Here is a 13,479-nt window from a genome sequence, read left to right as displayed (position 1 = left end):
GGCCAGCCGGTCACCGTTGCTGCAGCCCCTCAACACCAACCGGCTTCCGGCCCACAGGCCGCGCAACCCGCAGGGTCCGGTACGGGACAGCCCGTCAAGGCCAATACAGGTCAAGCTCCGCAGAACCCCAGCTCCAATAAAAGGCAGCACCAGTGAGTCTCAGTCCATCCCGGCCGTTTATTCTGCGCCCCATCGCGACCTCCCTGCTGATGGCGGCCATCATGCTGGCAGGAGGCGTGGCGTACCTGAAATTGCCCGTCTCCGCATTGCCTGAGGTGGACTACCCCATCATCCAGGTCCTCACGTTCTATCCCGGCGCCGGACCTGACGTCATGGCTTCGTCCGTCACGGCTCCTCTTGAACGCCAGTTCGGCCAGATGCCCGGGCTTAAGCAGATGACCTCGGTCAGCTCCGGCGGCGGCTCCGTCATCACCCTCGAATTCAACCTTGACGAAGACATCGATGTGGCCGAGCAGGAAGTTCAGGCGGCTATCAATGCTGCCAACAGCTTTCTGCCCACTGACCTGCCCAATCCGCCCGTCTACAGCAAGGTGAACCCAGCGGATGCGCCCATCATGACGCTGGCGCTGACCTCCGATTCTCTGCCCCTCGACAAGGTCGAAGACTCCGCCGACACCAACCTTGCCCAGAAGATCTCCCAGGTCACCGGCGTCGGTCTGGTTTCGATTGCCGGCGGACAAAAACCTTCTGTCCGTGTGCAGGCCAACCCCGCGCAGCTTGCCGCCTACAACCTCAGCCTTGAAGACCTGCGCACCGCACTCGCCGCAGCCAATGTCGACCAGGCCAAGGGCACGCTGAACGGGTCGCGGCTCTCGTACACCATCAACGACAACGACCAGCTGATCTCCAGCGCCGACTACCTCCCCGTCATCGTCGCCTACCGAAACGGCGCCCCCGTCCGCACGTCCGATGTCGCGAGCGTTGTCGATGCCCCCGAGAACTCGCAGCAAGCGGCATGGATGAACCGCGAGCCGGCCGTGATTGTCAACGTGCAGCGGCAGCCCGGCGCGAACATCATTGCTGTCGTGGACCGGATCAACAAGCTGCTTCCTCAACTGCAGACAAGCCTTCCCGCCAGTGTCAAGGTCCACGTCCTTACAGACCGAACCACCACCATTCGCGCATCGGTAAAAGATGTCGAATTCGAGCTGATGCTCACCGTGGCATTGGTCGTCATGGTCATCTTTCTCTTCCTGCGCAACCTCGCCGCCACCATCATTCCATCCGTTGCGGTGCCTCTCTCCATTGTCGGCACTTTCGGCGTGATGTACCTGCTGGGCTACTCACTCAACAACCTCACCCTGATGGCGCTGACCATTTCCACAGGATTCGTAGTCGACGACGCCATCGTGATGATCGAGAACATCTCGCGCTTCATTGAAGAAGGCGAGTCGCCCATGCGTGCCGCTCTCAAAGGCAGCGAGCAAATCGGCTTCACCATCATGTCGCTCACCGTGTCGCTAATCGCGGTGCTTATTCCGCTGCTGTTCATGAGCGACGTGGTGGGCCGGCTCTTCCGCGAGTTCGCCATTACTCTCGCGGTCACCATCCTTGTCTCGGCGGTGGTCTCTCTGACGCTGACGCCCATGATGTGCTCGCGCATTCTGCGGGACAAGGCCCACGCCAGGCAGACTCGCTTCTATTACTGGTCTGAGAAGGTCTTCAACTCCATCATTGCTTCCTATGGCCGCGGTTTGAAGAAGGTCCTTCAGCACCGCTTTATCACGCTGCTGGTCACCATTTCAACGTTTGTCGCCACCGTTCTGCTGTTCATCGTGATTCCCAAGGGCTTCTTCCCGGTGCAAGACACAGGCGTGATTCTAGGCATCAGCGAAGCGCCTGAAACCGTCAGTTTCGCCAACATGGCACTTCGTCAGCAGAAACTTGTCGACATTGTTCTGCAGGACCCCGCAGTCGACAATGTCTCCTCTTTCATCGGCGTCGACGGCACCAACACCACGCTCAACTCCGGCCGCATCCAGATCACGCTCAAGCCGCTCGACCAGCGGAAGATCACCGCCACTGAAGTAATTCGCCGCCTGCAACCCAAGGTCGCAGACGTCGATGGCATCCAGCTCTTCCTGCAGCCGTTGCAGGACCTGAGCGTGGAAGACCGCGTCAGCCGCACACAATTCCAGTACTCCCTCGAAGATCCCAACTCTGTCGAACTCGCCACCTACACCCGCAAAATGGTGCAGGAACTGAGCAAGGAGGCTGCCGTTACCGACGTTGCGAGCGACCTTCAGGATCAGGGCCTCGGCGCGATGCTGGTCATCAATCGCGATACGGCGGCTCGCCTCGGCATTTCAATGGCCGACGTCGACAACACACTCTATGACGCCTTCGGGCAGCGCCAGATCTCCACCATTTTCACCCAGCTCAACCAGTACCACGTGGTGATGGAGGTGGGTCAGAACTTCCAGACCAATCCCACCGCCCTGGACAATCTCTACGTGAAGTCAAGCAATGGCGCTCAGGTGCCGCTCAGTATGCTCGCTCACTGGGAGCAATCAAAGGCGCAACTCGCCATCGGCCACGAAGGCCAGTTCCCATCGACGATTATCAGCTTCAACCTCGCGCCGGGCAGAGCATTGGGTGATGCGGTTAAGGCAGTCAATGCGGTGGAGCAGCGCATCGGCATGCCCACCAGCATCAATGCCAGCTTCCAGGGCACAGCGGCGGCGTTTCAGACCTCGCTGGCCAACGAGCCGCTGCTCATCCTCGCGGCACTGGTCACGGTCTACATCGTGCTCGGTGTGCTTTACGAGAGCTATATCCATCCCATCACCATCATTTCCACCTTGCCTTCGGCCGGCGTCGGCGCCCTGCTCGCGCTGATGATTACGCAAATGGAATTCAGTGTCATTGCGCTGATCGGCATCATCCTGCTCATTGGTATTGTGCAGAAAAACGCCATCATGATGATCGACTTCGCGCTTCAGGCGGAACGAGAGGAAGGAAAATCGGCAGAAGAAGCCATCTTCCAGGCCTGTCTGCTGCGCTTCAGGCCAATCATGATGACCACGCTGGCGGCGCTTCTTGGCGGACTTCCGCTGGCACTCGGCGGCGGCGTGGGCGCCGAACTTCGCATGCCCCTCGGCGTCAGCATCGTTGGCGGACTCATCTTCTCGCAGGTGCTTACGCTCTTTACCACTCCCGTGGTTTATCTCTACTTTGATCGGCTGGCCCAGCGCCTGAAGCCGCGCGACCTTGAGACGAGCCCTGAACATCACATGGCTTCGGCGGACTGAGGCAGCGACGATGCACATTTCCGCACCTTTCATCAAACGGCCCGTTGCCACCTCACTGCTGAGCGTAGCCCTTTTGCTCGCCGGCTCCGTGGCCTATTCGGTTCTGCCCGTCGCATCGCTGCCCGACGTGGACTTTCCGGTCATCGGTATCGGCGCGGGACTTCCCGGCGCCAGCCCGGAGACCATGGCTTCCGCTGTTGCTACTCCGCTGGAGCGCCAGTTTGGGCGTATCGCCGGGGTCAACCAGATGACATCGACCAGCTCGCTCGGTTCTGCCAGCGTCACGCTTCAGTTTGATCTCAATCGCGACATCAACGCCGCATCCCGCGATGTCCAGGCCGCCATCAACGCAGCGCGCAGCCAGCTTCCTTCGTATTTGCCGCAGAACCCGAGCTATCGCAAAGCCAATCCCGCCGATGCGCCGATCCTCATTCTCACGCTCACGTCCGATGTCATTCCCAAGCCGCAGATCTACGACATGGCCGATTCCATCCTCGCGCAAAAGATCGCGCAGATTCAGGGCGTAGGCCAGGTCTTCGTCGGCGGCAGCTCGCAGCCCGCAGTCCGCGTCGAGCTGAATCCGATGCAGCTTGCCAACAACGGACTCGGACTCGAAGCCGTTCGCACCGCCCTGTCGAATGCAAATGCCAACCGTCCCAAGGGCAGCTTCAGTGATGGGCAGCATCGCTGGCAGGTCGACGACAACGATCAGATCTTCAAGGCGGCCGACTTCGCAGGCATCATCGTCGGCTATAACCAGCAGACTGGAGCCGCCGTCCGCGTCGGCGACCTCGGCACCGTGGTCGACTCTGTCTCTGACATTCACACCGCGGGTTTTGCGGGCAACAACGCCCCCGGCCATACCGGGAAACTTAAAGATGCGATTCTGATCATCATCTTCAAAATTCCCGGCGCCAACGTCATCGATTCTGTCGATGCTGTCCTCAAGGAGATGCCGCGCCTTCAGGCCGAGATCCCGCCCACCATCCAGATGAACGTGGCCGTCGATCGCACCACCACCATTCGCTCCAGCGTGCACGACGTAGAGATCTCGCTGATGATCAGCGTCCTTCTCGTCGTCCTGGTGGTCTTCCTCTTCTTGCGTGAGGTCTGGGCCACCGTCATTCCATCGATTGCGGTGCCGCTGTCACTCGTCGGTACCTTTGGCGTGATGTACCTGCTCGGCTACACCATCGACAACCTTTCGCTGATGGCGCTCACCATCTCCACCGGCTTCGTTGTCGACGACGCTATCGTGGTCATCGAGAACATCACGCGCTATCTCGAAGAGGGCATGAGGCCCTACGAAGCGGCGATGAAAGGATCGAAGGAGATCGGCTTCACGGTGCTTTCCATGAGCACGTCGCTGATCGCAGTCTTCCTGCCCATCCTGCTCATGGGCGGCATCATCGGCAAGCTTTTCCGCGAATTTGCTGTAACGCTCAGCGTCGCCATCGCCGTCTCCCTGCTCGTCTCGCTCACTACCACGCCCATGCTCTGCGCCCGATTCCTGAAATCGCGCGACGAGAGCAAGCATGGCCGTCTTTACCGCCTCTTTGAGGACGCGTTTCAGTGGGTTCACCACGAGTACAACTCTGCCTTGCGCTGGGTGCTACGCCACCAGTGGATAACTCTCAGCGTTGCGATTGGCTGCGCCTTCCTCAATATCTATCTCTTCAAAATTGTTCCGAAAGGATTTTTTCCGCAGCAGGATACAGGTAGATTGAGCGGGCAGACCATTGCCTCACAAGACATCAGTTTTCCCGCCATGGAGGCCAAGCAGAAGCAGCTCGCGCAGATGACGCTGAATGATCCTGCAATCGAAACCGTCACCGCATTCGCGGGAGGTGGCCGGGGCAGTAATAACACCGGCTTCATGTTCATCGCGCTCAAGCCCCCCAACCAGCGCCCGGGTCGCGTGACTGCCGATCAGGTGGTGAATCGGCTGCGCGGCAAGCTGTCCAGCGTTCCCGGCGCCCGCCTCTTTCTCCAGGCCAATCAGGATATCCAGGTCGGCGGCCGCGGCAGCGCTGCTCAGTATCAATACACGCTCTCTGATCCCAATGTCGACGAGCTGAATACCTGGGCGCCCCGCCTTGAGGCCCGGGCGCGCGCCATGCCGGAACTCCGCGACGTCTCTACCGATCAACAGGATCAGGGATTGTCAGAAACGCTTGTCATCAATCGCGACACCGCTTCACGCCTCGGCATCACCGCGTCCGCCATCGACCAGGTGCTTTACGATGCGTTCGGCCAGCGCCAGGTCTCCACCATGTATACCGGCCTGAACCAGTACTTCGTGGTCATGGAGGTTGATCCGCAGTACCAGCTGAGCCCCGATTCGCTCAACAACATCTACATCAAGACAGGTTCGACCGGCGCACCTGCATCCGTGCCCAACCTTGGCTCTACAGCCCCATCTGCGACGACGACTGCCGCGGCTGCTGCGCCACCGGCATTAGCTGTAAGAGGCGCGACCTCCGCTGGACCGGCAACATTCGTGACCGCCGGCGGACAGCTGGTCACCAGCAGCACCGCCTCGGGCACAAGTACTACGCCTGCAGCGTCCGGCACCACCAGCACAAGCAGCACCAGCACCGTGGCGGCGAATATCGCTGCCATCGCTGCCTCCGACGATGAATCGACCAATGCAGCGGCGATTCAATCGGGTACCCTCTCGGGCACGACTGGCTCATCCTCGTCAGCAAGCGGGTCCCCGAGTTCTGCTGCTGCGCCAGCCACCAGCGCCACTCCCGCGCCCGCGGCCACCGGCGCAATGGTGCCGCTTTCGACCATCGCTCACTGGGAGCAGAAGCGCACTTCGCTCACCGTCAATCATCAGGGGCAATATCCAGCAGTTACACTCACGTTTAATCTCGCGCCCAACGTCGCGCTGGGCGATGCCGTTACCGCGCTCGAAAAAGCTCAAGCCGATATGGGCATGCCCTCCTCCATCCACGCCACCTTCCAGGGCACGGCGCAGGCATTCCAGGAGTCGCTCAAGAACGAGCCCTATCTCATCCTCGCCGCTCTCGTGGCCGTCTACATAGTCCTCGGCATTCTGTATGAGAGCCTGATCCACCCGCTCACCATTCTCTCCACGCTGCCCCCCGCTGGCGTCGGCGCCATTCTTGCTCTTCTCATCACCGGCACCGATCTCAGCATCATGGCGCTGATCGGTATCCTCCTGCTCATTGGCATTGTGAAAAAGAATGCCATCATGATGATCGACTTCGCGCTGCAGGCTGAACGCGAACAAGGGCTGCCCCCGGTCGAAGCCATCTACCAGGCCTGCCTCCTGCGCTTCCGCCCGATCATGATGACCACCCTCGCCGCCATGTTCGGCGGACTCCCGCTCGCCATCGGCATGGGTGTCGGCTCTGAACTGCGACAGCCCCTCGGCATCACCATTGTTGGCGGCTTGCTCGTCTCGCAGTTGCTCACACTCTTCACCACGCCGGTCGTGTATCTCTTCTTCGACAAGCTCCAGTGGCGGGTGATGAAACTCCACCGCATCGGGTCGGAACTGGAAGAAGCCACCGGGGACTGACATCATCCGACGATTCGGCTTGTCTCGAAGACCCGCTCATCGCATGAAGCCGCGATGAACGGGGCACAACTTCAAGATCCGCCTTGTCATCACTGCGTCGCGTCCCCGCCAGCGCTATACTCCCACCGGCAATGCAATGCCGGAGGTGAATCATGCTCACCATGGAAAAGCTTGACCTCAAGAAACAATGGAGGCATCTCTACCAGCCGCCCGCCGGTGAAATCACCACCGTGACGGTCCCCCCGCTTACCTACCTCATGGTCGATGGCGAAGGTGACCCCAACACATCCGGGTCCTTCGAGCAAGCCGTTGAAGCTCTTTATTCGCTCTCCTACACGCTGAAGTTCTCGCTCAAGAAGAGCCCTCGCGCTATCGACTACGGCGTCATGCCCCTTGAAGGTCTCTGGTGGGCCGACGACCCGCGCGTCTTCATGCAGGCCGACAAATCCGCGTGGAAATGGACCGCCATGATCGTCCAGCCCGAGTTCATCACCCGCACAAACATCGACGCTGCCTTCGACGAAGTTCGCAAGAAGAAAAATCTCGCAGCTCTCGATCGCGTCCGCTTCGAAACCCTCGACGAAGGCGAATCCGTGCAGACGCTCTACCTCGGCCCGTTCTCTGAAGAAGGCCCCGTCATCCAGCGCATGCACGCCGCCATCCACGCCGCCGGCAAAGAACTCTACGGCAAGCATCACGAGATTTACCTGAGCGACCCGCGACGCACCGCGCCCGCCAGACTCAGAACCATCCTCCGCCAACCGATGCGCTGAGCATGCACGCAGTGCGCCGTCTCAAGGCACAGCCCGCCCGCAGTGTCTCTACGCACCGGAACGTGTGCAGAACGAGCGTCAAGCCGTCAGCGCAATCGATTGCCATTGGCGAATGCGCTCAAACTAGTGGTATCGTCAAGACAATTCAAGTTTCGTGCGCGATCATTCTTTTTCAGCCATTTTCCCAAGGCTTTCGCATTTCTTCTGAACCACATTCGCCCTTCCGGCTTATCGCGCTGATGCCGTCTATCTGCACATCTGTGTTTCTCATCAGCACTTCAACACTGCGCGGAGGTATCGATGAGCATTTCTCCTGAAGCGATGGACGCAAACCTGGTTCTGACCCTCGACGAAATCACGAATCTTACGCAGGATGGGGGCAAACCCGCCGACACGCTGATGAACGTGGTCGCGCTTATCGCCTCGCGGTTCCGCACCGACGTCTGCTCCGCCTATCTGCTTGAGCCCGATCGCTCCAATCTCGTTCTCGCCGCTTCGCTTGGGCTTCATTCCCGCAGCATCGGCGCGCTCCGCATGCCGCTGCACGAGGGGCTGGCGGGCCTGGTCGCCGAGCAGGTCAGACCGGTTGCGGTCGATGACGCCAGCCGCCACCCACGATATAAGTACTTCAAAGACTCCGGCGAAGAGGAATACCACTCCTTCCTCGGTGTTCCCCTCATCGATCGCGGCATCCTCCAAGGCGTCCTGGTGGTGCAGACCAAGGAACCCCGTGTCTTCCGCGACAGCGAGATTCGCATGCTCGCAGAGGCCGCCGAACAGGTGGCACCGGTTGTCAGCGAAGCCCGCACCCTCGATCGTTTCGTCGCCCCTGCGCAGGAACGCCTATGGGCACTTGCCCGCAACGTCTGGTGGAGCTGGGATCAAGACTGCGTCAATCTCTTCCGCGACCTCAATCCGGTCCGCTGGCGCGAACTCAACCAGAACCCGATCGCCCTGCTCAAGGAAATGCCGCTCAGCGAGATCGAGCGCCGTGCCACCGAATTGGTCCTCCACAGCCGCATCAACTATGTCTACCGCCGTCGCCAGGAGTATCTGCAGGGCGATCGCACCTGGGGAGCGGCCAATGCAGGCATCCTTCGCCCGCGCCCTGTCGCCTATTTCTCCGCGGAATTCGGCCTTCACGAGTCGCTGCCTATTTACTCGGGCGGCCTCGGGGTCCTCTCCGGCGATCACATCAAGAGCGCTTCCGATCTCGATATCCCCCTTGTCGGCGTGGGCCTCTTCTACGGCCAGGGCTACTTCCTCCAGCGCCTCGACGAAAAAGGCTGGCAGCGCGAAGAATACCTCGAGACCGACATCAACCAGCTCCCCATGCAGCCAGCAATCGGACTGGACGGCGCGCCCGTTGTCGTTGAAATTGCCACCCGCGGTGCGGCGATTCGCGCCAAAGTCTGGCAGGTAAAAGTCGGCCGCTGCGATCTCTTTCTGCTCGATTCCAACGTTCCCGGCAACGCTCCGGAAGACCTCGAAACCACATCGCGCCTCTATGGCGGCGACTCGCGTACGCGCATCCGCCAGGAGCTTCTGCTCGGCGTCGGCGGATTTCGCGCTCTCAAGGCCATGGGCATTTCGCCCGGCGTTCTTCATCTCAACGAAGGTCACAGCGGTTTCGCTGTATTTGAAGCGATCCGCTCGCGCATGGAAGAAGAAGGCCTCGACTTCTATGCCGCCGCCAGCCAGATTCCGCGCGAAGTCGTCTTCACCACCCACACACCTGTTCCCGCCGGCCACGATCGCTTCAGTCCCGAGCTCATCGAAGAACACCTCGGACCGTTGCGCGACCAGCTCGGCATCTCCCAGGAGAATTTCATGGGCTTCGGCCGGGAGCACCCAACGGACTATGGCGAGACCTTCTGCATGACTGTTCTCGGCCTCAAGCTCGCGCGTCGCGTCAACGCCGTCTCCTCGCTCCACGGCGAAGTCTCGCGTGCTATGTGGAAAGGCCTTTATCCTGGTCGCTCTGAAGACGCGGTTCCTATCGGCCACATCACGAACGGCGTCCATGTGCCGTCATGGCTGGCGCCGCAGATGTTCCGGCTCTACGATCGTCACCTGGGCGTGGACTGGCAAAAGCGCAGCGGGTCCAAAAGCACTTGGGAAGCCATCGAGACCGTCGACGACGGCGAACTCTGGGAGACGCATCTCGCCCTCAAAGCGCGCCTCCTTGACTTCGCGCGCTATCGTGCGGTGGAGCAGGCTCAACGCCGCACCGAGTCGCCGGAATCGATTCGGCGTTTGCGCAAGACCCTCTCGCCCGACGCCCTCACCATCGGCTTCGCCCGCCGATTCGCCACCTACAAGCGCGCCAACCTGCTGCTCAAGGACATCGAGCGCCTTGCCTCCATGGTCAACGACCCCAAGCGCCCGGTGCAGTTTCTCTTCGCCGGGAAGGCGCATCCCCATGACGAGCCCGGCAAGCGCGTGCTGCAGCAAATCGCCGAAATGATGCGCGATTCCGACTTTGCCGAGAAGTTCCTCTTCATCGAGGACTATGACATCAACGTAGGCCGGCACCTCGTGCAGGGAGTCGATGTGTGGCTCAACAATCCCCGACGCCCACTCGAAGCCTCCGGCACCAGCGGTCAGAAAGTCGTGCTCAACGGCGGCCTCAATCTCTCCGTGCTCGACGGCTGGTGGGCCGAGGCCTACGACGGTCTTAATGGTTTCGCCATCGGCAAGGGTCGCACCCACTCCAATATGGACGTGCACGACTCCCGCGATGGCGAAGACCTCTACCGCGTCCTCTCCGGCGAACTCATTCCGCTTTTCTACGATCGCGACCCCGACGGTCTGCCCCGCGGCTGGATCAAGCGGATGAAACGCACCATTCGTACTCTTGGCTGGCGGTTTAACGCTGACCGCATGGTGATGGACTACACGCAGAAATGCTACGTGCCCGCAGCCGGCGGCACTTCAAGCGATATCCGCCCGCTCTGCTGATATGTTATTTAAAATGAAATAGTTAAAAGGCGACCCTCTCTCATTGTCTCGACTCGCAGCGGGGGGATGGTTACGTCGTTGATTGCTCCACGTCAGTTAATTTCGTGGGGTCACAGTCGGGTTGTCACAAAAGTCCGGCGCTCTACATACTTTGGGTAATGCCTCGGATGATTACCTGCGGCTAGACTTCGGTTCATAGCATTTTTCGACCTTGCTGTTTCTCCTGCGGATTCCTTGTAGGGCCAATCAATGAGCAAGGCCCAACGCTGAGCGGAAAGCCCCCTCGAAAACTGCTAGAGGAGAACCTATGGGCTCACCAATCTACCGCGAAAGATATTTGGCCGCGCTCGAAGTTGCACATTCCGACCTCAACCAGATCGTCGAACAGTTCGATATGCTCCAGCTCCGCAAGGAACAACTCGAGGAAGCTCTGGATGCGCTCGATCCTTTCCTTCGTTCCGCTCCAAGAGCCAGTTATGAGGTCCGTCAGTCAGAGTCGATCCATCTGGAACCGGTGAAGGTGGAACGCGAGAAGGAGATCGTGCAGCCAGTTCTCCACATGGAGGCGCCCGAGCCGGTGACCCCGGCCGCGTTCTCGCCGATGCCCGAGCCGATTCTCGATCCGATCCAGAACCGCATCAACCGCGCTCTTGGCCTCGCGGTCGCTTAACCTTTAACGAACCTGTTCGGCGGTCGGCGCGAGATCGCATCAGGGAACAACCCTCAGGGCCCTACTCCTCATAGCCCCAACCCAGAGAAAACGAAAAGCCCCATAGCTTTGCCAAGCATGGGGCTTTTCGTTGTGCTCAATCGCCGTTGAGAATATTGCGTGCCGCCTATTTCATCGCATACGAGGGCGAGGTCTCCTCGGCTTTCGCAACGGTCTCAATCAGCTTCACCGGATAATACGCATTGCGTATGTACTGCTTCACCATGCGATTGGTGTTGAAATACGAGCCGTTGAATGCCAGCGTCGTCCGCATCAACCGCGCCCACTTCTGGGGTTCGTCTCGGTATAGGGGCGCTACCGCGTTCTCCAGCTTGTTGTAGAGATTCATGGCTTCTTCCGCATCGTTGGCGCCGTCTTCAATTGCCCAGCCCGTCACGCCTTCAATGCAGCCCTCAATCCACCACCCATCCAGGATCGACAGGCTCGGGACTCCGTTCAACGCAGCTTTCATGCCGCTGGTGCCTGAAGCTTCATACGGACGCCGCGGCGTATTCACCCATACATCCACACCCGCTGTCAGCAACGCACCCAGGTCCCATGCGTAATTCTCGAGGTACACCACGCGCAGCATGTCATTCGACAGCTTGCTCGCCGTTTCAATCACGCTGTGAATCAAGGCCTTGCCGGGCTCATCCGCAGGATGCGCTTTACCTGCATACAAAATCTGCAGCCCGCCCGCCTGGGTCGCGATCCTCAGCAAGCGCTCTGGATCGGCGAACATCAGGTTGGCGCGCTTGTAGGTAGCTGCGCGTCGCGCGAATCCCAGCGTCAGCACATTCGGATTCAGCACCAGCCCAGTCCGGGTTGCCACTTCCGTCAGCAGCGCTTCCTTCGCGCGCCGATGCGCATTCAGTATTTCCTGTTCCGGCAGATCGATGGCATTGCGCAGATTCAGATTGTCGCGGCGCCACGATGGAATTTGCACATCGAGCATCTGCTGCACCGGCTCTGAAACCCACGTGGGCGCGTGCACGCCGTTGGTGATCGAGTCGATCTGATACTGGGGAAACATCGCGCGCGATACCTTGCCGTGCTGCATCGCCACGCCGTTCGCGTAGCGCGAAAAACGCAGCGCCAGCATCGTCATGTTCAGCAAGCCGCTCTCGAAGACGCCTAGCTTCTCCAGCCGCGCCGTTCTCTCTCCACCAAGAATTCTGATCGCCTGCTCGGTCGAGAATCGATCGTGTCCCGCGGGCACCGGCGTATGCGTCGTAAATACGCACTTGTTGCGCACCTGCAGAATGTCGGACTCGGTTGGAGAATTCAGTGGGCCGCCGCCCATCTCGCTCTCAAGCAACGCCAGCGTCAGCAGAGCCGCGTGTCCTTCATTCATGTGATAGACATTCACTCTGAGGCCGAGAGCGTTCGCCATGCGCGCGCCACCCAGTCCGAGCACGATCTCCTGCTGCAAACGGTAGTTTGTGTCGCCGCCGTACAGGTGATCGGTTAACCCGCGATCCCATCCCGAATTGCCATCCAGATCTGTGTCCAGCAGATAAATCGGAACGACATGCCCATAACGGCCCACCAGGTCGTAGCGCCACGCACGCACCGTCACATCGCGGCCTTCCACAGAAACATTGATGCGTGCAGCTTCTTCCGTGCAGAAGTTCGATGGATTCCACGGCTGTACTTCCTCAGTCTGATCGCCGGTCGGGTTCAGATGCTGCTGAAAGTAGCCCTTGCGATGCACCAGTGAAAATGCGACCAGGGGTACACCGAGATCGGCTGCTGAACGCAGTGTGTCTCCGGCCAGCATTCCAAGGCCACCGGAGTACGTGGGCATTCCGCGATTGATCGCAATCTCCATAGAGAAATACGCGACCAGTCCACTCGTTGGGGTTGTTTCGTAGGAAAAGGGTTTCTGCTGCATTCTTTACATCTCTCTGCGGCGCGCTCAAATGCCTGCAACTTGAAATCGAAAATCTCAAAATGCCGCGTTCGGTCAAAAAATCTCCGCCGCGGTCAGATATGACAATACCTGGGAAACCTTGAAAGATTCTAACAAGGAAAATCGTTTTGGTTATAGACATCGAGTGAGATCAGGGGTAACTTCCGTGAGCCGGTTTTCCACCTCACGGTAGTAGGATGCTCCAAGTCCGCATCGGGAAAGCTCCGCTCTCCTTTAATGCGAGAGACTTGCAACCACCCTGTGCGCCCCGCTCGATGCGTGACAAATGAGAATCTGCGGAA

General features: G+C 59.7%; 6 protein-coding genes. 5 read left to right on the top strand and 1 reads right to left on the bottom strand.

Features of this window, described 5'->3' with window-relative positions:
• The first annotated feature begins 152 nt into the window (after positions 1-152).
• The 5 genes from WA354_RS04025 (at position 153) to WA354_RS04005 (ending at position 11,226) form a co-directional block, all read left to right on the top strand.
• Positions 153-3,272 (top strand): MdtB/MuxB family multidrug efflux RND transporter permease subunit, encoded by a 3,120-nt coding sequence (locus tag WA354_RS04025; RefSeq protein ID WP_472811724.1) that lies wholly within the window; start codon positions 153-155, stop codon positions 3,270-3,272.
• Positions 3,273-3,282: 10 nt separating this feature from the next.
• A complete protein-coding gene (locus WA354_RS04020) occupies positions 3,283-6,822 on the top strand; it encodes an efflux RND transporter permease subunit (RefSeq protein ID WP_472811723.1) in 3,540 nt (1,179 codons plus the stop codon).
• 152 nt (positions 6,823-6,974) lie between these two features.
• Positions 6,975-7,595: a GyrI-like domain-containing protein gene (locus WA354_RS04015; RefSeq protein WP_472811722.1), complete on the top strand. Its 621-nt coding sequence runs from the start codon at positions 6,975-6,977 to the stop codon at positions 7,593-7,595.
• A 300-nt stretch (positions 7,596-7,895) separates the two neighbouring features.
• Positions 7,896-10,556, top strand: a complete 2,661-nt coding sequence (gene glgP, locus WA354_RS04010; RefSeq protein ID WP_472811721.1) for an alpha-glucan family phosphorylase — start codon at positions 7,896-7,898, stop codon at positions 10,554-10,556.
• Between the two features lie 307 nt (positions 10,557-10,863).
• Entirely contained in the window at positions 10,864-11,226 is a 363-nt protein-coding gene (locus tag WA354_RS04005) for a hypothetical protein (protein WP_472811720.1), read from the top strand.
• A 166-nt stretch (positions 11,227-11,392) separates the two neighbouring features.
• Here WA354_RS04005 and glgP (WA354_RS04000) read toward each other — a convergent pair whose 3' ends face one another.
• Positions 11,393-13,159, bottom strand: coding sequence for an alpha-glucan family phosphorylase (glgP, locus tag WA354_RS04000; RefSeq protein WP_472811719.1), 1,767 nt, complete (start codon positions 13,157-13,159; stop codon positions 11,393-11,395).
• Between the last annotated feature and the right edge of the window lie 320 nt (positions 13,160-13,479).

The organism is Occallatibacter sp. (genome assembly GCF_049802275.1).
Lineage (GTDB): Bacteria > Acidobacteriota > Terriglobia > Terriglobales > Acidobacteriaceae > Telmatobacter.
Note: the sequence above shows the minus strand (reverse complement) of the source record. Positions and strands in the feature narration are given on the sequence as shown.

Coding starts and splice junctions, on each gene's coding strand:
- WA354_RS04020 (WP_472811723.1), top strand. CDS start 3,283: ATGCACATTTCCGCACCTTTCATCAAACGGCCCGTTGCCACCTCACTG.
- WA354_RS04015 (WP_472811722.1), top strand. CDS start 6,975: ATGCTCACCATGGAAAAGCTTGACCTCAAGAAACAATGGAGGCATCTC.
- WA354_RS04005 (WP_472811720.1), top strand. CDS start 10,864: ATGGGCTCACCAATCTACCGCGAAAGATATTTGGCCGCGCTCGAAGTT.
- glgP (WP_472811721.1), top strand. CDS start 7,896: ATGAGCATTTCTCCTGAAGCGATGGACGCAAACCTGGTTCTGACCCTC.
- glgP (WP_472811719.1), bottom strand. CDS start 13,159: ATGCAGCAGAAACCCTTTTCCTACGAAACAACCCCAACGAGTGGACTG.